The 24,350-nt window shown below is 46.4% G+C and carries 22 protein-coding genes and 2 tRNA genes; 4 read left to right on the top strand and 20 right to left on the bottom strand.

Features of this window, described 5'->3' with window-relative positions; all coding sequences use genetic code 11:
- Positions 1 to 289: 289 nt before the first annotated feature.
- The 12 genes from speD to BLW49_RS22155 all read right to left on the bottom strand — a co-directional run bounded on the left by speD (position 290) and on the right by BLW49_RS22155 (position 13,661).
- Positions 290 to 688 carry an adenosylmethionine decarboxylase gene (gene speD, locus BLW49_RS22210; protein WP_076315123.1) on the bottom strand — a complete coding sequence of 133 codons (399 nt, stop codon included), beginning with the start codon at positions 686 to 688 and terminating at the stop codon, positions 290 to 292.
- 317 nt (positions 689 to 1,005) lie between these two features.
- Complete coding sequence (locus BLW49_RS22205; RefSeq protein ID WP_076315122.1) at positions 1,006 to 1,596, bottom strand: non-ribosomal peptide synthetase module; 591 nt, start codon at positions 1,594 to 1,596, stop codon at positions 1,006 to 1,008.
- Positions 1,597 to 1,867: 271 nt separating this feature from the next.
- Complete coding sequence (gene yihA, locus BLW49_RS22200; RefSeq protein ID WP_076315121.1) at positions 1,868 to 2,482, bottom strand: ribosome biogenesis GTP-binding protein YihA/YsxC; 615 nt, start codon at positions 2,480 to 2,482, stop codon at positions 1,868 to 1,870.
- A gap of 72 nt (positions 2,483 to 2,554) precedes the next feature.
- On the bottom strand, positions 2,555 to 4,894 hold the full coding sequence (gene lon / locus BLW49_RS22195; protein WP_076315120.1) for an endopeptidase La: 2,340 nt from the start codon (positions 4,892 to 4,894) through the stop codon (positions 2,555 to 2,557).
- Between the two features lie 87 nt (positions 4,895 to 4,981).
- Entirely contained in the window at positions 4,982 to 6,721 is a 1,740-nt protein-coding gene (gene lonB / locus BLW49_RS22190) for an ATP-dependent protease LonB (protein WP_090726929.1), read from the bottom strand.
- Between the two features lie 218 nt (positions 6,722 to 6,939).
- Positions 6,940 to 8,037, bottom strand: a complete 1,098-nt coding sequence (gene ispG / locus BLW49_RS22185; RefSeq protein ID WP_076315118.1) for a flavodoxin-dependent (E)-4-hydroxy-3-methylbut-2-enyl-diphosphate synthase — start codon at positions 8,035 to 8,037, stop codon at positions 6,940 to 6,942.
- A 101-nt stretch (positions 8,038 to 8,138) separates the two neighbouring features.
- Positions 8,139 to 9,392, bottom strand: a complete 1,254-nt coding sequence (gene clpX / locus BLW49_RS22180; RefSeq protein ID WP_047914314.1) for an ATP-dependent protease ATP-binding subunit ClpX — start codon at positions 9,390 to 9,392, stop codon at positions 8,139 to 8,141.
- A gap of 12 nt (positions 9,393 to 9,404) precedes the next feature.
- On the bottom strand, positions 9,405 to 9,995 hold the full coding sequence (gene clpP / locus BLW49_RS22175; protein WP_047914315.1) for an ATP-dependent Clp endopeptidase proteolytic subunit ClpP: 591 nt from the start codon (positions 9,993 to 9,995) through the stop codon (positions 9,405 to 9,407).
- Positions 9,996 to 10,375: 380 nt separating this feature from the next.
- Positions 10,376 to 11,707 carry a trigger factor gene (gene tig, locus BLW49_RS22170; RefSeq protein ID WP_076315116.1) on the bottom strand — a complete coding sequence of 444 codons (1,332 nt, stop codon included), beginning with the start codon at positions 11,705 to 11,707 and terminating at the stop codon, positions 10,376 to 10,378.
- 129 nt (positions 11,708 to 11,836) lie between these two features.
- Positions 11,837 to 12,769, bottom strand: coding sequence for a hypothetical protein (locus tag BLW49_RS22165; protein WP_076315115.1), 933 nt, complete (start codon positions 12,767 to 12,769; stop codon positions 11,837 to 11,839).
- Positions 12,770 to 13,196: 427 nt separating this feature from the next.
- Positions 13,197 to 13,270: transfer RNA gene (locus BLW49_RS22160), tRNA-Arg, on the bottom strand.
- Positions 13,271 to 13,587: 317 nt separating this feature from the next.
- A tRNA-Arg gene (locus BLW49_RS22155) sits at positions 13,588 to 13,661 on the bottom strand.
- 141 nt (positions 13,662 to 13,802) lie between these two features.
- Between BLW49_RS22155 and BLW49_RS22150 the strand changes: the two genes are divergently transcribed.
- On the top strand, positions 13,803 to 14,096 hold the full coding sequence (locus tag BLW49_RS22150; protein WP_090726927.1) for a magnetosome magnetite crystal formation protein family: 294 nt from the start codon (positions 13,803 to 13,805) through the stop codon (positions 14,094 to 14,096).
- Between the two features lie 101 nt (positions 14,097 to 14,197).
- Here the strand turns inward: BLW49_RS22150 and mgtE are convergent, their stop codons facing one another.
- The 4 genes from mgtE to BLW49_RS22135 form a co-directional block, all read right to left on the bottom strand.
- Complete coding sequence (gene mgtE, locus BLW49_RS22145) at positions 14,198 to 15,577, bottom strand: magnesium transporter (protein ID WP_090726925.1); 1,380 nt, start codon at positions 15,575 to 15,577, stop codon at positions 14,198 to 14,200.
- Between the two features lie 214 nt (positions 15,578 to 15,791).
- Entirely contained in the window at positions 15,792 to 15,926 is a 135-nt protein-coding gene (locus BLW49_RS29305) for a hypothetical protein (RefSeq protein ID WP_256209896.1), read from the bottom strand.
- A 121-nt stretch (positions 15,927 to 16,047) separates the two neighbouring features.
- Positions 16,048 to 16,398, bottom strand: a complete 351-nt coding sequence (locus BLW49_RS22140) for a hypothetical protein (protein WP_076315112.1) — start codon at positions 16,396 to 16,398, stop codon at positions 16,048 to 16,050.
- A gap of 42 nt (positions 16,399 to 16,440) precedes the next feature.
- Positions 16,441 to 16,770 carry a hypothetical protein gene (locus BLW49_RS22135; protein ID WP_076315172.1) on the bottom strand — a complete coding sequence of 110 codons (330 nt, stop codon included), beginning with the start codon at positions 16,768 to 16,770 and terminating at the stop codon, positions 16,441 to 16,443.
- 188 nt (positions 16,771 to 16,958) lie between these two features.
- Here BLW49_RS22135 and asnB point away from each other — a divergent pair, with 188 nt between their 5' ends.
- Positions 16,959 to 18,803, top strand: a complete 1,845-nt coding sequence (gene asnB, locus BLW49_RS22130) for an asparagine synthase (glutamine-hydrolyzing) (protein WP_076315111.1) — start codon at positions 16,959 to 16,961, stop codon at positions 18,801 to 18,803.
- An 80-nt stretch (positions 18,804 to 18,883) separates the two neighbouring features.
- Here asnB and BLW49_RS22125 read toward each other — a convergent pair whose 3' ends face one another.
- The 3 genes from BLW49_RS22125 to BLW49_RS22115 all read right to left on the bottom strand — a co-directional run bounded on the left by BLW49_RS22125 (position 18,884) and on the right by BLW49_RS22115 (position 21,422).
- Complete coding sequence (locus tag BLW49_RS22125) at positions 18,884 to 19,510, bottom strand: XTP/dITP diphosphatase (protein ID WP_076315110.1); 627 nt, start codon at positions 19,508 to 19,510, stop codon at positions 18,884 to 18,886.
- Between the two features lie 8 nt (positions 19,511 to 19,518).
- Positions 19,519 to 20,274: a ribonuclease PH gene (rph, locus tag BLW49_RS22120; RefSeq protein ID WP_076315109.1), complete on the bottom strand. Its 756-nt coding sequence runs from the start codon at positions 20,272 to 20,274 to the stop codon at positions 19,519 to 19,521.
- 92 nt (positions 20,275 to 20,366) lie between these two features.
- On the bottom strand, positions 20,367 to 21,422 hold the full coding sequence (locus tag BLW49_RS22115) for a GerMN domain-containing protein (protein ID WP_076315108.1): 1,056 nt from the start codon (positions 21,420 to 21,422) through the stop codon (positions 20,367 to 20,369).
- Positions 21,423 to 21,586: 164 nt separating this feature from the next.
- On the opposite strand from BLW49_RS22115, the gene BLW49_RS22110 reads away from it, so the two are divergent.
- Positions 21,587 to 22,147: a phosphatidylglycerophosphatase A family protein gene (locus BLW49_RS22110; RefSeq protein WP_076315107.1), complete on the top strand. Its 561-nt coding sequence runs from the start codon at positions 21,587 to 21,589 to the stop codon at positions 22,145 to 22,147.
- Positions 22,148 to 22,255: 108 nt separating this feature from the next.
- On the opposite strand, the gene BLW49_RS22105 is transcribed toward BLW49_RS22110, so the two are convergent.
- A complete protein-coding gene (locus BLW49_RS22105; protein WP_076315106.1) occupies positions 22,256 to 23,248 on the bottom strand; it encodes an MBL fold metallo-hydrolase in 993 nt (330 codons plus the stop codon).
- A gap of 138 nt (positions 23,249 to 23,386) precedes the next feature.
- Here BLW49_RS22105 and BLW49_RS22100 point away from each other — a divergent pair, with 138 nt between their 5' ends.
- A complete protein-coding gene (locus BLW49_RS22100; RefSeq protein WP_090726922.1) occupies positions 23,387 to 24,265 on the top strand; it encodes a DUF72 domain-containing protein in 879 nt (292 codons plus the stop codon).
- Positions 24,266 to 24,350: the final 85 nt, after the last annotated feature.

Raw genomic sequence — 24,350 nt, 5'->3', positions numbered from 1 at the left:
AACAATTAGCCTCAAGCAGTATTTAGTATAACATATGTACAGTTTCGCCCTAATGCTTTTTATGACATGTTTATGAAATCCTCATCTTCTTAACTTATGGATTCCATTTTGCCTACTTAATTTTACCGCCACTTCATTAATTTATACGTTGCAAACCCATTTGAAACTTGTACTACTCGCAATCGGATATTACCGTTAGGAGAATTTCTAGTTAATTACATAAAATATATAAAAAACCATGGAAATTCCATGGTTCTTTATTAATTGTATCGTATTATAAATCTGTGTATTATACAAGCTCAATCTGTTGTTTTACAGGCTGTTCGACATCTAATTCGCCATTACCACGCACTAATGTCTTCGAAAAAATCTTCTCCGGGTTCAAAGCCGATACCAGGTACTCAACAGCAAGCTGCGGATCAACCAATTCTCCACAAGTGTAACAATCAATCGCGGCAAAGCCTCTTTCAGGGTGCGTATGAATCGAGAGATGACTCTCAGCCAACATGACTAGCACAGTAACCCCGTGTGGCTCAAACTGTCTGGATTGCACGGACAAGATGGTCGCATCACAAGCTTCTGCGGCTTCTACCATCTGTACTTGCAAGTAATCCTCATTGTTCAACAGATCAAAGTCTACTCCCCAAGTGTCAACAGCAACGTGTCTTCCGAAAGTTGTACTTCCCATCTTTCGGTTCCCCCTTCCTAGGAATAAAATGTTTGAAAAATTTCATCCGCTAGGACCTACGTCATTCACTTCCCGAGGGATAAATCTCTCGCAACATACACAATGTCCTGAGTGAATCCTGGTTCCTATATTCTTTTCAACGAGAATAAAAATAACACCTATTCGTTACAAATGCAACAGTTTTTTCAAGAACAATACAGTATATTTTTTATGATCTGAAGTGGAACAAACACCTTAAAAAAAATAATCCAGTTCAAGGCTTACGAGAACTAAAGAAAAGCCCGCTCAGTGAAGAGCAGGCTTTGGCTTGAATATGTTTAAGCTTCAAGAGTAAATAGTATAAATGCTTCTATCCGTAACTGCTCATCAATATGACGAATTTCCTCCTGGCAAGACACCTTGTTTCTTGCATCGAGCAGTTGGTTGATGCTGTTCTTCACACGTGAAATTTTCTGTTCAACATCACGTGATCGGTATTGCTGTTCAAGCTCCTGCAAGGAATTCTTATATTCGTATACGATTCGAGCTTGGTTTTGTTTGAATTCAATAATCTTGCGAACAGAGCCTTGGGAATAAAAATACATCATAGTAAAACCAGCATACACCCGGTTCTCCATTCCTTCACCCTTGAAAGTAAGAAACAACTTGCGTACGACACTCGTCAGCTGAGGATTCACTAGACGGCAAGACAACTCACAGACATATAATCCATCTTCTCGATCAAATGGGAAACAAACTTCCTCTCCAGCACCATCACGAAGTACAACATCCTGCCCGCCCTTGCCCAGCACTTTCACTCGTTGGTGCTGAAGCTGGCTGTCTTCGGCCATTTTTAAAAACTGCTGCATCTGAGGTTCTGTTAATTTCAAAGTGGCTTTAACATATTCTGTGGCTAACCGCTGAGCCATAAAAATCTCCTCAATTCTTTCCCGACCATTCTGTAGTCAGGCCGATTTAAAACCATAATGTTCATTACTTAGCTTCATTATACACTACCGCGGGCGGAACCCGCCCTTCTGCCATGCAATGAATTTCTGCTTTAAATCATTAAAAATCAGGAAGAAACTTGAAATTATACATCCCATAGGGAAAATGCTCATTATTCTGCAAGAAAGTTCGTGTTAGCTCGATTGTTCTGCAAGATCGTCTTGTCACTTGCTTTTGATGAGAGTTGTAAGACTACTCTTCTACAGACGGCTGTTCTTCTGTAAACCCTGCATAACGGGATATTACTGCCCACAGCTCATCCTTGCCTAAGCCTTCCTCTGACGAGAAAGAGACAAAGCTGTCTTCAGGATGAAGACCGATCGCATCTCTTATAACTTTTGCATGCTTGGCTCGGCGTGTCTTAGGAATCTTATCCATCTTCGTAGTCACGACGCATACGGGAAGCCCATGGTGCTTCAGCCATTCATACATCATTATGTCGTCTTTCGTAGGGGGATGACGCATATCAATCATCTGCATGACCAGCTTCAGTTCTTCTCGTTCAAGCAAATATTTCTCCATCATTTGACCGAAGAGCGCACGCTGCGTCTTCGACACTTTGGCATACCCATAGCCTGGAAAATCCACAAAATAAAGCGCATCATTAATCCGGTAATAATTAAGCTGCTGGGTCTTGCCTGGGGTTGAGCTCGTTCTTGCTAAGTTCTTACGATTAATCATTCGATTGATCAGCGAAGATTTCCCCACATTGGAACGCCCTGCCAGAGCAATCTCCGGCAAGGCGTCCTCAGGGTATTGGCTAGGGCTGACCGCACTAATGATAAATTCGGATTTGGTAACTTTCATAATCGATATTTATCCTCTCTTCATAACACACCAATGAAATAATGGAACTCTCGTTGATGCTCATTGGCTTATCTAGTGCACACCTGCCTGCTGTTCGACCAGTGCATGCTGAAGCACTTGATCCATGTGTGCAACAGGTACGAATTCAACATCTTCTCGCACACTGTCCGGTATATCTCTTAAATCCCGTTCATTATCCTTCGGGAGCAAAATTTTCTTATATCCTGCACGATGTGCCGCAAGCGATTTCTCCTTCAGTCCGCCAATCGGTAGAACCCGGCCGCGGAGTGTAATCTCACCTGTCATCGCTACATCCTTGGATACATGACGGTTAGTCAATGCAGATATCAGTGCAGTAGCCATTGTAATTCCGGCAGAAGGTCCGTCCTTCGGAATGGCACCTTCCGGGATGTGAATGTGAATATCATTCTTCTCGTGGAAGTCAGGCGCGATCCCGAGTTCCCCTGCTTTGGAACGTGTATAACTGAAGGCTGCTTGCGCAGATTCCTTCATAACATCCCCGAGTTTACCTGTCAAGGTAAGCTTACCGGTACCCGGTACAACCGTCACTTCGATGACGAGTGTCTCACCACCAACCTCTGTCCAAGCAAGTCCGGTAACTGTCCCGATCTGATCCTCAAGCTCAGCAACACCGTAACGGAATTTCTGCGGACCTAAGTAATCTTTCACATCATCCGGAGCGATAATGATCTTGCCTGTGTGGCCGGATACGATCTTCTTCGCAGCCTTGCGGCATAGGGAAGCCATCTGCTGCTCCAGATTTCTCACGCCGGACTCTCTCGTGTATTCACGAATGACTTTCAAGAGAGCATCCTGCTGTACTTCCACTTGTTCTTCTGTCAATCCATGCTCTGTGATCTGCTTCGGCAGCAAATAGCGGCTTGCAATCTGCAGCTTCTCCAGCTCCGTGTACCCTGGAATGTTAAGCACTTCCATCCGATCGAGGAGCGGACGCGGAATACTATGAATTGTGTTGGCTGTCGTAACAAACATGACGTTTGACAGGTCAAAGGGAAGCTCTACAAAATGGTCACTGAACGTATTGTTTTGTTCAGGATCAAGCACTTCAAGCAGAGCAGAGGATGGATCCCCGCGAAAATCAGAAGCCATCTTGTCGATCTCATCCAGCAAAAATACTGGATTCAGTGAACCTGCGGTCTTCATTCCTTGAATGATTCGGCCAGGCATGGCACCGACATACGTTCTTCGATGTCCGCGAATTTCCGCTTCGTCTCTTACACCGCCCAAGGAGATACGCACAAATTCACGGCCAAGTGATTTGGCAATGGAACGCGCAAGTGATGTCTTACCTACCCCAGGAGGACCTACAAGACAAAGAATCGGACCTTTCAGCTTCTTCACCAGCTTCTGGACAGCCAGATATTCAAGTACGCGCTCCTTCGGCTTCTCTAGACCGTAATGATCTGCATCCAGCACTTCTTCAGCGGCATGAATATCCAGATCATCCTCCGTCTTGCGGCTCCACGGGAGAGCTAACAGCCAATCCACATAATTGCGGATAACGCCGCCCTCTGCGGAGCTGGCGGGCATTTTCTCAAGCCGATCAATTTCCTTCTCGACCTTCTCGCGCACTTTGTCAGGGAGTGACAGCTCTGCTGCCCCGGCACGAAGCTCTTCAACCTCACCGGCACGCCCTTCCTTCTCGCCAAGCTCCTTCTGTATCGCCTTCATTTGCTCGCGAAGATAATACTCCTTCTGGGTCTTCTCCATCTGCTTCTTGACCCGCTGGTTAATCTTGCGCTCCAGCTCAAGGACCTCACGCTCGTTATTCAAAATGTCCAACAGCTTCTCAAGCCGCTGTTTCACATCTACGGTTTCCAGAATTTCTTGTTTGTCCTTAATCTTCAGCGACAAGTGACTTGTGATGACATCGGCAAGGCGCCCCGGCTCTTCAATATCGGATACAGCTGCAAGAGTCTCGGGTGTAACCTTCTTCGATAGATTTATATAATTTTCAAACTGGCTGAGAACGGTCCGCATTAATGCATCCGTCTCTGGATGGTCAGCCTCTTCCTCCAGCAGCTCCACCGCCAGCACTTCATAGAACTCGTCTTGATCTGTATACTCTGTTATCTCTGCTCGTTCAAGTCCTTCCACGAGGACACGAATGGTTCCATTCGGAAGCTTCAGCATTTGTCTGACCTTCGCTACTGTACCGATCCGATAAATATCCTCACGTGCAGGATCTTCTATATTTACGTCAGATTGAGAACACAGGAGAATCAGATGTTCTTCTACCATCGCTTTTTCCAAAGCCTTGACGGATTTCTCCCTGCCCACGTCGAGATGTAGCACCATACTCGGATAGACGAGAAGTCCTCTTAAAGGCAGTAAAGGAAAACGACGAACTTTGGCTTTGCTCGGCCCCATCGCTTTCACACCTCCAATGGCTCTCAGGTTGTTATCATTCATTATTCTATCAAATGTTCACATAAAAAACCAATGAAGGAGAAGTCTTTACATGCTTTCTGTACTATTCATCGTTCCGCCGCGATTTAAGTCTGCATGCAGTATTGAAGGCGAAGATTGTGGAAACAGCTCGGGAGCAGGTGCAGCCTTCTCTTCATTGTCTGTCATCAGCTCTTTGCCGAAGACATGCTCGAATACTTCATCCACGGACTCAACAGGAATAACCTTCAAGCCATCCAAACCTTCAAAAATGGTCTGCCAGTTGTCTGCGGGAATAATAACCGTCTTAGCTCCAGCCTGAAAAGCAGCCTCTACCTTAGCCAGCACACCGCCGATTGGCTTTACTTTTCCATGAATGCTGATCTCACCTGTCATTGCCAGCTCATGATCGACGGGAATCCCCTTAATTGCAGAAGCAATCGCCGTTGCCATGGCAATTCCCGCGGAAGGACCATCTATTGGTGTACCTCCTGGAAAATTGATATGAAGATCGTAGTTAGAAGGCTCCAGCCCCATTGATCTGAGTACGGTGATTACATTTTCTACAGACCCTTTGGCCATGCTCTTCCGACGGAGCGTTCTTGAACCGCCGCCAATCTCCTCCTCATCGACAACTCCCGTGATGTTATATGTTCCTTTCCCCTTCATTACAGGCACCGCTGATACTTCGATCTCAAGCAGCGCGCCCATGTTAGGTCCGTATACAGCAAGACCATTGACAAAGCCCACTTGCGGAACACTTGGCACCTTCCTGTCTGGTCTCGGCTGAATCTGACTGCTGCTTGCGACCCATTCGAGATCCGCAGCACGGAGTTCATCCCGATTCTCAGTCAGAGCAAGTCCTGCGGCGAGCTGTACGATATTCACCGCTTCACGACCATTGGTGGCATATCTTTTAACGACCTCCACCGCTTCAGGATTGGCTGCAAAGCCAATTTTACTGATCGCATCCTCTGCTATTTGTCCAATCTCTTCGGGCAGCAGTGCGCGGAAGAAGATCTCCATGCACCGGGAACGAAGAGCCGGAGGAATTTCGTGAGGTGAACGGGTCGTTGCCCCTACCAAACGAAAATCAGCCGGCAGACCGTTTTGGAAAATATCGTGGATATAAGCAGGAGTATGCGTATCTTCAGAGTTATAGTACGCACTTTCCAAAATAACTTTACGATCCTCTAACACTTTGAGCAGCTTGTTCATCTGAATCGTATGAAGCTCACCAATTTCATCGACAAATAAAATCCCGCCATGCGCCTTCGTAACAGCTCCTGGTTTAGGCTGAGGAATACCTGCAACGCCCATTGCACCTGCACCTTGGTATATCGGATCATGAACAGAGCCAATCAGTGGATCGGCAATGCCGCGCTCATCGAACCTGGCAGTTGTCGCATCAATCTCCGTAAATTTGGCATCTGCTTTGAAGGGAGAGGATGGATTTTTTTTGGCTTCCTCCAAAATGACCCTCGCTGCCGCTGTTTTACCTACCCCTGGAGGCCCATAAACGATAACATGCTGTGGATTTGCACTGCACAGTGCTGCCTTCATCGCACGGAGCCCATCCTTCTGACCGACAATATCCTCCATCTTGGCTGGACGGGTCTTCTCGGCAAGCGGTTTAGTCAGCGATATGGAGCGAAGCTTTCTCAGCTTGTCGAGTTCCTTCCGAGACTCACGTTCAACTGCACTTTTATTGTTTCTTTGTCCACGCAGCATATTCCAGAAATAGAGCCCGATCACGACTCCGAAAAACAAATTGATTAACATGACAATAATGGTTAACTCAGTACCCATATTAGGTGTCCCTCCTGTTCTTTACGTTCTTACCATAAAAAGTTCGATACATGGTAGTATAGCCTTTTCACTCCGGCATAAACGTAGAAAATAGAAGTTCTCTTATAGATTTGAACACCAAACATGAACAGAAGACATTTCTTCAAGTAGGCAAAAAGAAAACTGCTTCCTATACGAGGAAGCAGTGATGAGTAAATTCTTATTTTAGAAAAAAAAGATTAGTGCTTGCGTCCCGGAATAACGCCGGTTGCTTCATACACTTCTACAATCTTGTCGATTTCTTTCTTCAGCTCTTCAACCATTTCAGCCTCAGGCACTTTGCGGATCATCTCTCCATGACGGAACAGAAGACCTTCGCCTCGCGCCCCTGCGATCCCAATATCTGCTTCCCTAGCTTCACCAGGACCATTAACCGCACACCCCAGCACCGATACCTTGATCGGCACTTTGATTTGTGAAATATAATCCTCTACTTCATTAGCAATGGAGAACAAGTCGATATCCAGACGGCCGCAGGTCGGACAAGAAATCAGGGTTGCAGCATTTGTAATCAAACCAAAGGTTTTGAGCAGCTCACGGGCAACCTTAATCTCTTCAACCGGATCTGCACTGAGTGAAATCCGCATGGTAGAGCCGATTCCCATAGATAACAGAGCGCCCATGCCTGCCGAGCTCTTAATTGTACCTGAGAACAGCGTACCCGCTTCTGTAATTCCAAGGTGTAATGGATATGGAATGACCTGTGCGGCCTTAGTATAAGCCTCAATGGCCATTGGGACATCAGATGCCTTGAGCGATACGATAATATCATGGAAATCCAGCTCTTCCAGAATGCCAATATGGAACAAGGCACTTTCTACCATCGCGTCGGCTGTAGGATAACCGTATTTCTCAAGCAAATGATTCTCAAGCGAGCCAGCATTAACACCAATACGAATCGGGATTCCTTTTTCCTTACATGCTTTTACAACGGCTTCTACTTTTTCGCGTCTGCCGATGTTACCAGGATTAATCCGTACTTTATCAATACCATTCTCGATCGCTTTCAGTGCTAATTTATAATTAAAATGAATATCCGCAACGAGCGGAATATGAATTCTCTTCTTAATTTCCTTAATCGCTTCTGCTGCTTCATCATTATTGACCGTTACACGAACGATTTGGCATCCCGCTTCTTCAAGCCGCAAAATCTCAGCTACCGTTGCATCCACATCAGCCGTTTTCGTTGTACACATACTTTGAATAATGACTTCATTGCTTCCGCCAATGGTAATGTTGCCGACTTTTACGGGACGTGTATCTTGTCTTAAAAACATGATTCCTTTCTCTCCCCATAACGTCAAATCTCCACCCGCAAGAGGCCTGGAAAAATCCAGTATAAATAAACCTCATTACGAGTGGAGTAAGACTTGTTTATTTAGGCACTCTCTTCTTGCTTCTTATCTTTATCACCATGCAGTTCAGGTGCTGTCTTCTCTTCAACAACCTGCTTCGTAATTACACACTTTGTAACATCCTCACGAGAAGGAATTTCATACATCACATCAAGCAGCAGGCTCTCTATGATCGCACGAAGTCCACGGGCACCCGTATTACGCTTAATCGCTTCCCGAGCGATCGCTTCAAGTGCTTCCTTCTCAAATTCGAGAGTTACGTTATCGAGCTCCAGCATCTTCGTATATTGCTTAACCAGAGCATTCTTCGGCTCAGACAAAATACGAACAAGTGTCGCTTCATCAAGCGGCTCCAATGTAGAGATGACTGGAAGACGTCCAACAAACTCTGGGATGAGACCGAACTTGAGCAAGTCCTCTGGAAGAACCATTCCGAGGTACTCACCCGGCTTCAGATCCTTCTGCTCAGCAGAAGAGTTGAAACCAATCACTTTTTTGCCGATACGGCGTTTGATCATTTGCTCGAGTCCGTCAAAGGCCCCGCCGCAGATGAACAAAATATTTGTCGTATCGATTTGGATGAATTCCTGATGAGGATGCTTACGTCCGCCTTGTGGTGGAACGGAAGCAACCGTACCCTCTAGAATTTTGAGGAGGGCCTGCTGTACGCCTTCACCGGATACATCACGTGTAATCGAAGGGTTCTCCGACTTACGTGCTACTTTATCAATCTCATCGATATAAATAATGCCGCGCTCTGCCTTCTCTACATCATAATCGGCAGCTTGAATGAGCTTGAGCAGAATATTCTCAACGTCTTCACCTACGTACCCTGCTTCTGTGAGCGAGGTAGCGTCTGCAATCGCAAATGGAACGTTCAAAATCTTAGCCATAGTTTGAGCCAAGAGCGTTTTACCAGAGCCCGTTGGTCCCAATAGCAGAATGTTACTCTTCGACATTTCTACATCGTCAATCTTGCTCTGTGTATTAATGCGCTTGTAATGATTATAAACGGCAACAGACAGCGATTTCTTCGCTTGCTCCTGACCGATAACATACTGATCCAAAATATCACGAATCTGCATCGGTTTTGGAATATCCTTCAGATCAATCTCTTCGTCATGACCGAGTTCTTCCTCTACAATCTCTGCACACAGCTCGATGCATTCATCACAAATATATACCCCTGGTCCAGCGACAAGCTTACGAACCTGTTCCTGGGATTTACCACAGAAAGAACATTTAAGCTGCCCTTTCTCATCGTTAAATTTAAACATCTAACCACCCCTTTAAGAATTAATCGGTCTGGTGAGTACTTGGTCAATGATACGGTATTCTAAAGCTTCTTCCGCGCTCATAAAATAGTCGCGGTCCGTATCACGCTCGATTTTATCAAGGGGTTGACCCGTACGCTCCACATAGATCTGATTAAGCTTCTGACGCGTTTTAATAATCCAGTCGGCGTGAATTTGAATATCGGATGCCTGACCTTGGATCCCGCCAAGCGGCTGATGTATCATAACTTCACTGTTCTCCAGCGCAAAGCGCTTGCCAGGTGCACCCGCAGTGAGCAGTAGTGAGCCCATGCTGGCAGCCATCCCTACGCAGATGGTTGAAACGTCTGGCTTAATAAATTGCATTGTATCATATATACCCAACCCTGCAGTAACAGAACCACCTGGTGAATTGATATATAAGCTGATGTCCTTCTCCGGATCCTCTGCAGCCAAGAATAAGAGCTGAGCAATAACGCTGTTGGCCACATCATCATCTATTGCACCGCTGAGGAAGATAATACGATCCTTCAATAGTCTTGAATATATATCGTAAGAACGTTCACCGCGATTAGTTTGTTCAACAACCATAGGCACGAGATTCATGTTCCGACCTCTTCTCCATAATAGAATCTTACTGCCACATTAATCAGGGTTAAATAAATATCAGTCTTAATTTTATCATGTTCCCTGTTCAATGTCATTTATGACTACTTTCCTCAGCCAAGTAACTGCTAAAGAGAAAGCTTGATCATATTTAACCATTTTTTTTATGTATGTGCAAATCGGACTTCCATCCTATGGAGCTAAGACCTATAACTCAAGTATATGGAAGGTACAGTTAAAATATCACGACATCTCACTGATTACCATTTAATAATATATTTAACTATAAAATGGATATTCATGAGAAGAAATAAGGCACGTTTAGTAAAATACTTTACGTGCCTTATCTGTTATATTTCTAACGTGATGGATGTGTAATCTTATTCTTCAGTTGCTTCTACAGCAGCTTCCTCAGCTGGAGCGTCAACTTCTACGCTGTTTGCAAGAAGGAAGTCAATCGTTTTACGAAGCAGAACTTCTTCACGAAGGCTGTCGAAAGAACCGTTGCTTTCGAGAATTTGACGAATCTCTTCTGGAGTACGTCTGAAGGAAGTCGCCATATTATTCAGCTCTTCGTTAACATCCTCATCGGATACTTCAATGTTCTCTTGCTTACCAATTGCTTCAAGAACCAGGTTGTTGCGAACGCGCTTCTCAGCATCGCCTTTCATTTGGTTTTGAAGATCTGCTTCCGTTTGACCAGAGAAGCTCATAAACATTTCAAGGTTCATGCCTTGTTGACGAAGACGGTTGTCAAAGTCACGCATCATGTTGCGAACTTCGCTGTTAATCATTCCTTGTGGAATTTCAACTTCTGCGTTAGCAGCCGCTTTTTCAACAACAACATTCTCTTGGTTTGCTTTTGCTTCTTCTGCTTTGCGCTCAGACAGCTGCTTCGTAAGATCTTCTTTGTACTCAGCAAGAGTATCGAATTCACTTACGTCTTTAGCAAACTCATCGTCGATTGCTGGAAGCTCTTTGCGTTTGATTTCATGCACTTTCACTTTGAAGATGGCTTTCTTGCCAGCCAGTTCTGCTGCATGATATTCCTCAGGGAATGTCACTTCAACATCCTTGTTGTCGCCAGTAGCAAGACCGATCACTTGCTCTTCAAAGCCAGGGATGAATGTGTTAGAACCCAGTTCCAGGGAGTAACGCTCAGCTTGTCCACCGTCGAACAGCTCACCATCAACAGAACCTTCATAGTCGATTACTGCGATATCGCCGGACTCAGCTGTACCTTCTTCGATAACTACAAGCTCAGCATGACGTTGTTGCAAACGCTCAAGCTCAGCATTCAGTTCTTCTTCGGAAACTTCTGTGTTTGCCTTAGGAACTTCAAGTCCTTTGTACTCACCAAGTTTAGCTTCAGGTTTAACGACAACTTTCGCTTTAAATTTGAAAGCTTCACCTTTAGCGAATTGATCGATGTCCACTTCTGGTTGTTCAACAGGGAAGATTTCTGTTTGATCAACAGCTTCCGTGTAAACTTCAGGAAGAAGGATATCAATTGCGTCTTGATACAGGCTCTCTACGCCGAAACGAGCTTCAAAGATCGAGCGAGGCACTTTACCTTTACGGAATCCAGGTACATTTATCTTTTTAACGACTTTATTAAAAGCCTTGTCGAGAGCAGCAGCTACACGATCTGCTTCTACTTCAACTTCAAGAACCCCAAGGTTCTTCTCTATTTTTTCCCATGTTGCTTTCATTTATGCTTTCCCCTCCAAATTTCACATGTTAACCATGTCAAGCGCGTACAAAATAACCATTTTAGTATAAACAACATTAAATGCAATTTCAAGGGTAAACCCTTGCAGGCGTCAAAAGGAAGTTTTCGGCTATTTCACATCCAGTCCGCCGGATACAAATCGTTTAATAGATCGGTATGCCTGCTCGAATCTAAATCTCACTTCACTCGTGATTTCATAGACCCTTCTAATCTCTTCTTCGTCCAGTGATCCGCCCAGACTCTCAGCGACTGCCGCATGGAGCGCCGCAGCCCATATATCGAGTGTCGAATCATCGCCTTCAAGCATAGAGCGGTAGTCGCTTGTGCCATATACAGCCATCACATATTGAGACCACAATTCCTGAGCAAAATAAAATAAGGTCGGTTCATGTACTTCCGTCTGATCTGCCACCAGTTCCAGCACTCGAATAATTGGAAATGGAAATTCATCCGGCTTCAGTGGAATAGATTCCACCTCAACCTCCACTTTCTCCGATCCTCGTGTAAGAGATACGGTTGCCTGAGATCCTCTTTTTCGCAAGGTCTGCAGCACTCGAAACTGAAGCAACGGATGCAGCTTACGCTGCTGAAGCCACTCGCACAGCGAATGATCAATACCCGGGGTTTCGATATAGGCAAGCTGATCCAGTGCCAGCATCGTCTGCTCGCTCAGCGGCTCTTCCATGACCGTTCTTAGCAGCTTATCTGCATATGCTCCATCTTCCGCCATTTTATTTCGGGCATTTTGACGAGCAAAATCCTCTTCACTCTCTTCCAAATCCTCGTCATTTCGTCCGTCTTCTCTCTGATCACGATCTATATATTGAGGGAAAGCTGCACGCAGCCAGTCCAGCAAAGCTTCCCATTCTTCATAATTCCGTTTCTCCTGCCCTTCGCATTGAAGCAGGAACTCAAGCAAACGCATCGCTTCCGAATAGCGCTCATTCTCCAGCATTACAGTAAGCTGAATCTGATAGTAATCCAGCGTCTTCGGGAAGAGAACAATATTTTTCTCTTTGGTTTGGGAGTTCGTATCGCTCATTATGACTGCCTCCTCTCTATCCGGTTTAACGACAACCAATCGACTTGTTGAATTATATAGAAACTACATATCCGTGTATAGCTCTAATATATTAACATAACCGATTCCGGTCTAAAAAAAACATGTTCTAGCTTATTTCATTGAGACCAGGGATATGTTGCGTCAGATAAATAGCCTTACGGCTGACTGCGATGCGATTGCTATCGATGCCTATGCTTCGACGAACCCCATTTGGGCTTCTTATCCCCACGGACGCAAAAAAGAGACACCCTTTCGGTTGTCTCTCACCGTCCCACTCGGGGTACAGCCTTACGGCTGACTGCGATGCGATTGCTATCGATGCCTATGCTTCGACGAACCCCATTTGGGCTTCTTATCCCCACGGACGCAAAAAAGAGACACCCTTTCGGTTGTCTCTCTTTTTTTACGTCCCAGGAGGGATTCGAACCCCCGACCGACGGCTTAGAAGGCCGTTGCTCTATCCTGCTGAGCTACTGGGACAAATTCAAGCGCGAGATATATCGTATCATATATATGTGATGATAGCAAGCGTTAATTGTAAAGTTTTTTATTTAGTTAGGTTACGGACGCTATCGATGCCTATGCTCCGACGAACCCCCATTTTGGGTTCTCATCCCCGCGGACGCAAAAAAGAGACACCCTTTCGGTTGTCTCTCACCGTCCCAGTCGGGGTACAGCCTTACGGCTGACTGCGATGCGATTGCTATCGATGCCTATGCTCCGACGAACCCCCATTTGGGGTTCTCATCCCCGCAGACGCAAAAAAGAGACACCCTTTCGGTTGTCTCTCTTTTTTACGTCCCAGGAGGGATTCGAACCCCCGACCGACGGCTTAGAAGGCCGTTGCTCTATCCTGCTGAGCTACTGGGACAAGATATGTACTTATTTTCACAGTGCGATATTTATTATATCGTATAATCTGTATTTGTCAAAGTATTTTTTATGTATCATCACATGCGATGAAGGGTAATATGATTTAAATATTAGGAAAATTCAAAAGGAGCGTTATTTCATGCGACAGCTGTTATCTTCCCTTAGTTATTTCAGTATCTTTTTTGCCCCCTTCCTGTTCCCCTTAATCATATGGATTGTAGCCAAGGACGATTACATAACCAAACATGCGAAACGCGCATTATTCTCACATGTATTCCCTTTCGTTGCAGCGATTCCATTGCTTTATTTTCTGTTCACCGCAGACCATCCTGCCTCGATTATAGGATACATCATTGTGTTTTTTGTCATCTATTTCGGTTCATTTATTTATAACGTCTACCAAGGTATCAAATCATTAAGAGAAGCAGCGTAACAACAACTTAGCATAACAGTTCAAAAACCAGCCTCGAGCGGCTGGTTTTCATTTTATCTTCATATGAATCCATTTTATCTTACAGCCAAGTTACTTGAACTCTAAACCAGGTATGAAATAAATAACGTCGCCGTACCAAAGTACACCGTCAAAGAGAACAAATCATTCAGCGTCGTAATAAGAGGGCCGGAGGCTACTGCCGGATCGATCTTCAGCTTATGCAGCAGAATAGGAATAATCGTCCCGGCCATCGTACCAATCACAATGGTTAGGATCAGAGAGAAGCCGATAACGGCACCTAGAGCAAAGCTGCTCTGCCAAATTCCCGCAACAATCGCTACGCTTATTCCACAAACGGCTCCAATGGTAAATCCGACTCTAAGCTCTCTCCATAGTAGACGTAATATGGCTCCTCCGTTCATTTTGTTCTGTGGTGTCAGCCCTCGAATGACGACCGCAAGCGATTGTGTTCCCGTATTCCCGGTCATTCCTGCGATCATCGGCATGAAGAAAGTGAGAGCCACCACTTGACTGAGCGTCCCCTGAAATATACTTATAATGCTTCCAGATAGCAGCCCGAGGAATAACAGCATAATAAGCCAAGGAAGTCTTCTTTTGGCCGCGGTTAGGAAATGTGTGTTAAAATCAATCGTTTTGTCGGTACCCGCCAGCTTGTTGATATCCTCGTTCGCTTCTTCCCTCAAGACGTCCAGCACGTCGTCAAACGTGACAACTCCAATCAATTTGCCCGCTGTATTCTCAACTGGGATCGACACGAGATCATATTGTTCGAATAAGTGCGCAACCGCCTCCTGGTCCATATCCGCTGATACCTTGACCACATTTTCTCTCATTAAATGCTCGATAAGCTCTGTATCTGAAGCAAGCACGAGATCTCTATAGGTGGTAAGCCCTATGACTTCTTTGTTTTCATTTAATACATACAGATCCTGTACATCATTGGTCAGGTCTGCAAAATGCTTCACCTTTTCGACTGCCTCGCGAACCGTATATTTGGCATAGAACCACACATAACGGTTCGTCATGATACCGCCCGCTGTCTCCGGTCCATAATTCATTAGCTCCCTAACGGTCTCCCGCTCCGAAGCCTCCATGATCGAGAGCATGTACTCTCTAACTTCATCTGTCATTTCGCCCATCAAATCGGCCAAATCGTCGTTATCCATTCGATTCAGCACCTGAGCTGCGCGATCCTTGCTCAGAATATATAAGGCTTCAATTTCTACTACGGGCTCAAGCTCGCTCAGCATCTCAGCTAATAGCTCCGTATCGAGTGCATCCATAAATCGAGGCCGGTAAGCTTCATTTAGTGCTAAATAGATCGTGGCCAGGTCATATGCTTCCCACTCTTCAAATTCATCGTGCATCTCTTCTATGCTGCCGCGCCTGACAGCGTCCTCTATCGTGAGGGTTAGATCGTGCAAATCCTGTTCTCTGCTTCGAATATCGATGTCGTTCATATGGGGTTCACCTTCAATCTGTAATTAATCGTAAAATGCTGCTCTGTATCCTTCCTTAATGCGTTTACCCTGCTGTATAGGTATAAAATCATGTTCAAGCCTATTTCATGATATGTATTCCTCTGCAATATCCCGTATTGTTCCTCATATTTTTATAATAGACAGCCTCCATCCTTTCATCACTGAAAGAATGGAGGCCTGTGTGCAGCCCGGATTAGTTGCTGCTTCCTAAACGTGCTCTGTTCAGTTGCCGCTGGTGATTTTTATTCTTCGCAAGTACTTCACTAGCAAATTCATTTGCCAAACCGTGACGGTATTTCTTCGTTACCTTGTACTTTGAAGCCATCATATTCACCTCCCCGGGATACATCAGTATTATGTGTAATAAATGTGCTGAGTATTTTCTAATCACAAAAAAAGACTGCAAAGAAATTGGAGTTATCCATTCCATTTGCAGCCTCGTGTAAGTTTTATTTTTGCAATTTACTTAAAATATCTTGGTTCAATGTCCCGTAATTCAATAAGGACTGGAGAAACTGTCCCTTCTCCTGCTCGGCCGTTACAAGCTGACTGTTCTCAAACGCAACTGCTGTCGCATCCTCAAATGCTGCATTTTGATTATCATTGTACCAATCCAGAGCCAAATCATGATGATTACGCACGACTCTGTGCAGATCAAGTCCTGTTCCATACGCATTCTGCGCTACATATACAAGCAATGAAGGATCTCCCGCCTGAGCCGGCTCCACCGCTACTTCCACACAACGTACTCCATTTAATTCAGTGGTATTTGTAATTTTGGCATTTTGAATCACATACATGAGCCCATCTCCTGTTCTTATGTTAGGTTAATCGCCTTACGTTCATCCATTCCCGTTAACACTGTGACGGACAATCCCATATTGCGCTAAGTGACTGCGAGTTTCTCGCGTACCCAGCTGATAAATTTCGTTATACACGTTCTGAAGTGCTTGCTCATATAACGAGTTGACAGAGGCCTCTTCGGTGTCCGGCCAAGGGAAGATATAGCCCGGGAAGGCCTCTTCTTCTTTTTCCTGCATCAAGCTAAGGAGCCCTCTCAAATAATCTGCTTGCTCTGGCGTCGCCTCAATCACCCATTCGTAGGATGCTGCCTGCTGATCATTCAGAACAGAACGTCCGCCAACAGAAACAAAATACAGGCTTCTAGTCAAATTCATCGCTCCCAACACTAATATGCTCGCCTCTTATAGTTTCGGATGTGGACAGACATTTTATGCCTAATTTCGGCATATATTTGCTAGTACTGCTCGTGAAGAAAAAAGGGGATGAGGCATGACCGCTCTCCACACGCTGTTATATGAGCCTCTGAGAAGTTACGTAAAAGAAAGGATGAACAGTCATGTGCGGTATAACAGGATTTATACAATGGAATCGTGATCTTACCCAAGAATCAGAACTGCTTGTCCGCATGACGGAAAGCATGTCAAATCGCGGACCCGATGCCGGCGGAACCTGGATCTCGAATCCTTGTGCCTTCGGTCATCGCAGACTGAGCGTCATGGACCCGGAGAATGGGGCCCAGCCGATGATCATGAATCATGGAGATACGCAATATACCGTTGTTTATAATGGAGAGCTGTACAATGCACCTGAGCTCAAAAAAGAGCTGGAGAACCGTGGACATCATTTCAAAACCAATTGTGACACCGAGGTGCTGCTTGCCAGCTATGCAGAATGGGGGCCTGAATGTGTTGAACGATTTAATGGAATATTTGCCTTTGTCATATGGGATAGCGGACGCGAACATATATTCATGGCCAGAGACCGGCTTGGAGTAAAGCCTCTATTTTACAGCGATCAGGGAGATCTGCTCGTGTTCGGCTCTGAACCCAAGGCATTGCTGCTGCATCCAGCGGTCGAAGCGGTTGTCGGACCTGAAGGCTTGGCTGAAGTATTCATCATTGGACCAGCAAGAACACCAGGTCACGGTGTATATTCCTCAATGAAGGAACTTCGCGCCGGGCATGCAGCCACATTTAACAGAAACGGATTCCGTTCTTACGCCTACTGGAAGCTCGTCAGCCAGCCCCATGAAGACGATGTGGACGCTACGGCAGCACAAGTTAGAAGTCTGCTCATTGACACCTTAGAACGACAGCTTGCTTCAGATGTACCATTAGGCTCATTACTATCCGGGGGACTGGATTCCAGCGCCTTGTCTGCCTTGGCCGTAGCGTATTACAAAAGAAACGGGCAAGGAAATATTGACACGTTCTCTGTCGATTATGTAGATAACGACAAGCATTTTAAAGCCCACTCTTTCCAGCCCAATTCAGATGCTCCTTATATCCAGCGAATGGTCGATGAGCTGAAGACGAATCATCATTTTATGGAGTTTGATACGGCGGAGGTTGTGGAAGCCTTGAACGCGTCTACGCTCGCCCGAGATTTGCCGGGGATGACGGATGTCGATTCGTCGCTTTATTTATTTTGCCGGGAAATCAAAAAGAAGGCGACCGTTGCCATATCGGGAGAAGCCGCAGACGAAGTATTCGGCGGATATCCCTGGTTTCACCGTGATGAAATGCTGAATTCAGGTACATTTCCTTGGGCGGTCGCCCCGAAGATGAGAGCCAGTCTCTTGTCCTCGGATATTGCTGAATGGACGCGTCCGCTTGAATATTTGAATGACCGCTATTCGGATGCGGTGGCGGAGACTCCTCTTCTCGCTGGAGAGACCGGCAAAGCAGCGCAGATGCGTGTCATGTCTTATCTTAACATCACCCGGTTCATGCCCACACTGCTTGACCGCAAGGACCGGATGAGTATGGGGGTCGGACTTGAGGTCCGGGTTCCTTATTGCGATCACAGGCTAGTGGAATATGTATTTAACATCCCTTGGGAGATTAAGATTACAGGCAATCGGGAAAAAGGTATTCTGCGCAAGGCATTGGAAGGAATCCTGCCTGATGACGTGCTCTATCGCAAAAAAAGTCCTTATCCAAAGACGCATAATCCCGCTTATCTAGAGAGCGTTCGGCAGCAACTGCTGGATGTGCTGGATGATCCCTCATCCCCGGTGCTGCCTCTGCTGGATGTCAAGAAAATCAAAGAAATTGCAGCCTCTAAAGAGGCTTCTTCCAATAATCCTTGGTTTGGTCAGCTGATGTCCGGACCTCAGTTATTTGCTTACCTGACACAAGTAAACAACTGGTTAAAGACTTATAAAGTGTCTATTCGGTAATTGGGAGCACCAAGCAAGCACAAAGAGACCTGCTGTCAACAGCAGGTCTCTTTGAAGTATATGAAGATCTTAATCGGGTATTAACCGCCGAGCTTGGTCATTAAGTCCCGAAGTGCTGCACCGCGATGGCTGATGGCTTGCTTCTGGTCCATACTGAGCTCCGCCATGGTCTTCTCATAGCTTGGAAGATAGAAGAGCGGATCATAGCCGAAACCGCCGCATCCGGCGGTTTCGGAAGTGATGAAGCCTTCAACTGTACCATAGGATTCCAGCTTCTCTCCCGTTGCCGGATCATACAGCACGAGTGAACAGACAAACCGGGCAGGGCTAAGGAGCGGCTGCTCCGTATCCTCTCCCAGCTTGCGTGATTCGAGCTCGCTTAGCAGCTTCTCATTATTATCCGCGTCGGCAGCGCCTTCGCCGGCATACCGCGCCGAATACACACCTGGAGCGCCATCCAGAAGATCCACACATAATCCGGAATCATCGGCGAGAACAGGCAGGCCAAGAGCATCGCCTACAGTTTTCGCTTTTTTCCATGCATTCTCGGCAAAAGTCGTGCCATCCTCCACCACATCAGGTACATCCGGATAATCGTACATGCTCTTGACCTCTTTGCCAATCCGGGCAAAAGCGTGGGCAAACTCACGTACTTTTCCTTTGTTTTTGGTAGCGACGATAATGACTGGGCTGTCCAAATTGTTCATGCTGTCGATTAAGCCTCCCCAATCTTGCGGGAGCCGATCTTGAGTGCAATCGGTCCCAGTACTTCCTTCTGCTTCTCGATCATCTGAAGAATACCGTGCTCGCCAAGGCTGAGCAGTTCATCCAGCTCTTTGCGGCTAAAGGGTCTGTCTTCCCCGGTCCCTTGCAGCTCTACGAATTCTCCGCTTCCGGTCATCACGATATTCATATCCACTTTGGCTTTGGAATCTTCCTCATAGTTCAGGTCAAGCAGTGCCTTGTCCTGAACAACACCAACACTGACAGAAGCCAGAAAATCAGTGATCGGAAACACGGGCAGCCGGTGCTGCTGTGCAATTTTGTCCAACGCAATCGCCATTGCGACAAATGATCCGGTAATCGAGGTTGTACGGGTTCCTCCATCTGCCTGAATGACATCGCAGTCCAAAGTAATCGTACGCTCTCCAAGCGCATGCAGGTCAACGACGGATCTTAATGCGCGTCCAATGAGCCGCTGAATTTCCATCGTGCGTCCACTTAACTTACCGCGAGCTGCCTCGCGTTGATTCCGAGTCTGTGTTGCTCTAGGAAGCATGGAGTACTCGGCTGTTACCCAGCCCTTGCCTTGTCCTTTCATGAAATGGGGCACCTTCTCGTCTACTGTTGCTGTACATATGACTTTGGTATCTCCTACTTCTATGAATACGGAGCCTTCCGCAAATTTGTTGGTACCCACTGTCATTGTGATCGGTCGCAGCTGTTCGCTGGTACGTCCGTTAGATCTCATGATATTGCCTCCTACGTCTTAAGCGTCCTGTATTAGTCCTTATCATTCTACCAAAATGCTTTTGTAAAAGCACCCTTTACAGATGCGATTCCTTAGATACCAATCTCATTAATATATTCCGGTTTCGTCACAGGCTCGCCATAGTTCTGTTCATCGGTACCTATCACGGTTTGTTGATCATTAAACGTAATTTGCACCTTCGTATCAGCGTTGCCTGAATTATCCGCCACCGTTAAGACAACCGATTGAAGCAGCTCTGTCGGGATCGGGTCACCTTCTGCAAACATTTCATCTTTCAGCGCTACCGAGACTGTGCCATCCTCGCCAGTGACAACTGACTCCAGCAATGTTGCCGTGGTCAGCACCATCTCGAGTCCTTCACTGTCAGGACCTTTGATCAGCTCAGATAATGCGGACTCCACACGATTCGGACTCGGCTCAACCAGTCTTGTGACCGGAACATAATACTGTTCTCCTGCAGGGGATTCATCAGAGAAATACACAGTCACCGGACTGGAATTCGTGCTCAAGTGATTGCCCAGATCCAGATTGATACCGATTCCCCGGGTGAGCGATTGAGCCATCGGTGTTCCATTCACGGGCATCTCATTCAGTTTTTTGCCATCTACCCAGAGCTGTACGTTCTGAATATCCGGATTTCCGGTAAGGGTCCAGGTCACAGCCTCCATAATTTGACGCTCTTCCTCTGGCATGTATTCAGTGAACTTGGAATTAAATTCTACAACGGCCAGCTTCTCCTCCGGCGTAACCGTCACATCCATCACTTCGGTTCCCTGAGGCAGCACACCCGTAAAGCCATCAGGCATGTATCCCGAATAAGCACCGCCTGAGACAAGTGCTGCAAGTGAGGATTCCACAAAAGTAAGATCTGGGAGAGCCGGAAGTGACATTGAAACCGGAGCGAGCAGTCCATTCTGATCTTTCAGATATACCGTCATCTGCTCCGTCTGAACCATCTCTCCGTTGCCTTCTGCAGCCTGAATCATGGCAGATTCAAGGATCGGCGGGGGAGCATCAACACTGTCGGATGTTTGAGAAGAGAGGGCACTGCATCCGGCGAGCAGCACAGGAACGGTAAGCAGCCCTGCTGCAGATATCATTTTAACCTTGCGATGGAAACGGCTCATGTGAAAAGTCCTCCTAACAATTTTGTACAGTTTGTACTACTATGTATACGAGCTCTAATAGAAAAAATGCCTTAACATGATCTATTGAAATCAAAAAGTCCAAAATCGGTTATGTTAATTTAGAACTTACTCAAATTGACATGAAGAGGAGCGATTAGATACCAATGGAGAAAATCCCTTACAGTCTGAACAGCAGAAAGGTAGCGGAGGCCACCTGGGAGTGGCTCGAAAAAAGAGGCGTGAAAATTCCTGAGATCGCAGAGCTGGTCATGCTGCTGCAGAAGGACTATTACCCGGATCTAACGATGGAAGAATGCATACATAACGTGGAGCAGGTGCTGAGTAAACGCGAGGTACAAAATGCGGTCCTAACCGGCATTCAGCTGGACCTGCTCGCCGAAGAAGGCAAGCTGATTCAGCCTTTACAGGATATGATTCGATACGATGAAGGCCTGTACGGTGTCGATGAAATTCTGGCGTTCTCCATCGTGAACGTGTATGGAAGCATTGGATTTACGAACTATGGATATGTAGATAAATTGAAGCCTGGAGTGCTCGTGCGGCTGAATGATAAATCGGATCAGCATATCCACACTTTCCTGGATGACATTGTCGGTGCTGTTGCCGCATCCGCCAGCAGCCGGATTGCCCATCGTAAACAGGCTGAGCGGGAAGCTGAACTTGGAGATGAGCCTGTAAAGGATGATGCCGAAGAGGATTTGTAATAACACCAGAAGGGAAACTATGTGTAAACAAAAAGGGTACCGTTCATCCCGTGATCGGTACCCTTTGGTTAGCAAATTATCAACCGAATGATTCGGAGTATTACTCGCTTATGCTGGAGCAAATTTCACTATTTTTTCTCTCGAATCCGGCAGTTTCATGACAGCCCTGCCCAGCCGTACCAATTCATCCAAATGCGCCAATGTCTCTGCCATAGCAAACCGCATTTGATGAATACCAAACTTCGTCCCGAACAGCTTCACACAGACCTCAAAAGCCGTCTTCTCCCCCTCCTGCAGCATCCCTTCCATCTCATCCAGACGTTCCTCATGATGCTTCAGCAGTCCTTGAATACGACTCTCAAAGCCAGTGAAAGGATGGCGATGTCCCGCAAAGGCTCTGCTCACCTTCAGTCCCGACAACTGATGCAGTCCCTCAATAAAATGGCGCAAAGGCTGTTCATCACTTCCGGGCAGCAGGCTCACATTCGGTGAGATTTGGGGAAGGACGGCATCTCCACAGAGGATGATTCCCGTGCTCTCTTCATAAAAAGACAGATGACCCGGAGCATGTCCACCGGTTTCTATCACAGAAAAGTGCCTTCCAGCCATATCAAACCGTTCACCTTCTATATAACTAACCATTGGCGCAGGCAGCACCTCGCTGTCAAAGCTCTCTAAATGGGGTCTCAGCTGCTGTGCCCACTCCTCTGTCATGCCATGTGCTCTGAAAAAATCGGGCAGCTGATCGTTAATATCTGCAGCTTCTCCCCACATATACTGAGCTTCTGCGTGTGCCCTCTTCGACATCCATACGCTTGCTTCACTCTGCTCCTGCATCCAGCCTGAAAGGCCATAATGATCCGGATGATGATGTGTCAGCACAATTTGCTTAATATCGTGCTTCGGATGAATTGCAAGCTCAGACCAGACCTTGTCCCACTCCGCTTCTGTTACAGGGGAGCGCGGCCCGGGATCAATGATCGTAACTCCGTCATCTCCTCGAAGTATGTAGCTGTTCACCCATCTAAGCGGGAATGACATCGTGATCTTCACCTGGATAATTCCTTCTTGTTCGTGATGTGTCCATTCCGGCAGTTTCATGAATGGCCTCCTTCCTAATGAAGTCATTCTAAAGGATACTCCATAATTGACCGGTTTGAACATGGTTGAAATCATGATTTATAATGGCCCAATACAGCTTAATAATAAGTACGACCCTTAATGAAGGAGGGATATCCGATGATTAACATTGGTCTGACCGGCTGGGGAGACCATGACGACTTATATTTGCCCGGTACGAAGCCGAAGGACAAGCTGATCAAATACAGTGCCCATTTTTCCGTGGTAGAAGTCGACAGCTCTTTCTATGCAGTGCAGCCGGCAGAGAGAATGGCAAGATGGACGGAGGAAACGCCTGATCATTTCTCCTTCATTGTCAAGGCCTATCAAGGCATGACCGGTCACCTGCGAGGTAAACCCTATTTCCCCGATACAGACAGCATGTATGCCGCTTTTATGGAGTCGCTCGCACCCATGATCGAGAAAGGTAAAATGAAAGCCGTACTGTTCCAGTTCCCGCCTTGGTTTGATTGTAATCGAGAGAACGTAGGTACACTTCGCAGTATCAAGGAGCGAATGCAGCATATCCCCTGTGCACTTGAATTCAGACACCGCAGCTGGTTTGAAGGTGAGATGATGCATAGAACGCTTGCCTTTATGAAAAAAGAAGGCTGGATCCACAGCATCTGCGACGAGCCGAGTGCAGGGCAAGGTTCGATTCCGACCGTACTAAGTGCTACAGATGCAGATCTCAGCATCGTGCGATTCCATGGGCGAAACGCATCCGGCTGGCATCAGAGCGGAGCCCCGAATTGGCGGGAGGTAAGATATCTCTATCGATACAATGAGGAGGAGCTCTCTGAATGGAAGGAACGGCTGGATCAGCTTGAGAAGCAAAGCCAGGAGATCTGTGTCGTGTTCAATAATAACTCCGGCGGAGATGCCGCAGCAAACGCTAAGCAGCTGATGACGATGCTCGGTATGATACCACAGCCGCTGGCTTCTGAAGTGATCCGGAAGAAGCAGGATGAAGAACCCGAGCAGCTGGAATTATTTTGATCAGAGCGAAGCTCAAGTCATCAAAATCCATGCAAATAAAGCCTTTCTTCGGTTATGAAGAGAAGGCTTTATTGCATGTTCAATA

This window comes from Paenibacillus sp. PDC88 (genome assembly GCF_900106725.1).
Classification (GTDB): domain Bacteria; phylum Bacillota; class Bacilli; order Paenibacillales; family Paenibacillaceae; genus Paenibacillus; species Paenibacillus shunpengii.
Note: the sequence above shows the minus strand (reverse complement) of the source record. Positions and strands in the feature narration are given on the sequence as shown.

Excerpts from the sequence above, each read along its gene's own strand:
- speD (WP_076315123.1), bottom strand. The coding sequence starts at position 688 with ATGGGAAGTACAACTTTCGGAAGACACGTTGCTGTTGACACTTGGGGA.
- BLW49_RS22205 (WP_076315122.1), bottom strand. The coding sequence starts at position 1,596 with ATGGCTCAGCGGTTAGCCACAGAATATGTTAAAGCCACTTTGAAATTA.
- yihA (WP_076315121.1), bottom strand. The coding sequence starts at position 2,482 with ATGAAAGTTACCAAATCCGAATTTATCATTAGTGCGGTCAGCCCTAGC.
- lon (WP_076315120.1), bottom strand. The coding sequence starts at position 4,894 with ATGGGGCCGAGCAAAGCCAAAGTTCGTCGTTTTCCTTTACTGCCTTTA.
- lonB (WP_090726929.1), bottom strand. The coding sequence starts at position 6,721 with ATGGGTACTGAGTTAACCATTATTGTCATGTTAATCAATTTGTTTTTC.
- ispG (WP_076315118.1), bottom strand. The coding sequence starts at position 8,037 with ATGTTTTTAAGACAAGATACACGTCCCGTAAAAGTCGGCAACATTACC.
- clpX (WP_047914314.1), bottom strand. The coding sequence starts at position 9,392 with ATGTTTAAATTTAACGATGAGAAAGGGCAGCTTAAATGTTCTTTCTGT.
- clpP (WP_047914315.1), bottom strand. The coding sequence starts at position 9,995 with ATGAATCTCGTGCCTATGGTTGTTGAACAAACTAATCGCGGTGAACGT.
- tig (WP_076315116.1), bottom strand. The coding sequence starts at position 11,707 with ATGAAAGCAACATGGGAAAAAATAGAGAAGAACCTTGGGGTTCTTGAA.
- BLW49_RS22165 (WP_076315115.1), bottom strand. The coding sequence starts at position 12,769 with ATGAGCGATACGAACTCCCAAACCAAAGAGAAAAATATTGTTCTCTTC.
- BLW49_RS22150 (WP_090726927.1), top strand. The coding sequence starts at position 13,803 with ATGCGACAGCTGTTATCTTCCCTTAGTTATTTCAGTATCTTTTTTGCC.
- mgtE (WP_090726925.1), bottom strand. The coding sequence starts at position 15,577 with ATGAACGACATCGATATTCGAAGCAGAGAACAGGATTTGCACGATCTA.
- BLW49_RS29305 (WP_256209896.1), bottom strand. The coding sequence starts at position 15,926 with ATGATGGCTTCAAAGTACAAGGTAACGAAGAAATACCGTCACGGTTTG.
- BLW49_RS22140 (WP_076315112.1), bottom strand. The coding sequence starts at position 16,398 with ATGTATGTGATTCAAAATGCCAAAATTACAAATACCACTGAATTAAAT.
- asnB (WP_076315111.1), top strand. The coding sequence starts at position 16,959 with ATGTGCGGTATAACAGGATTTATACAATGGAATCGTGATCTTACCCAA.
- BLW49_RS22125 (WP_076315110.1), bottom strand. The coding sequence starts at position 19,510 with ATGAACAATTTGGACAGCCCAGTCATTATCGTCGCTACCAAAAACAAA.
- rph (WP_076315109.1), bottom strand. The coding sequence starts at position 20,274 with ATGAGATCTAACGGACGTACCAGCGAACAGCTGCGACCGATCACAATG.
- BLW49_RS22115 (WP_076315108.1), bottom strand. The coding sequence starts at position 21,422 with ATGAGCCGTTTCCATCGCAAGGTTAAAATGATATCTGCAGCAGGGCTG.
- BLW49_RS22110 (WP_076315107.1), top strand. The coding sequence starts at position 21,587 with ATGGAGAAAATCCCTTACAGTCTGAACAGCAGAAAGGTAGCGGAGGCC.
- BLW49_RS22105 (WP_076315106.1), bottom strand. The coding sequence starts at position 23,248 with ATGAAACTGCCGGAATGGACACATCACGAACAAGAAGGAATTATCCAG.
- BLW49_RS22100 (WP_090726922.1), top strand. The coding sequence starts at position 23,387 with ATGATTAACATTGGTCTGACCGGCTGGGGAGACCATGACGACTTATAT.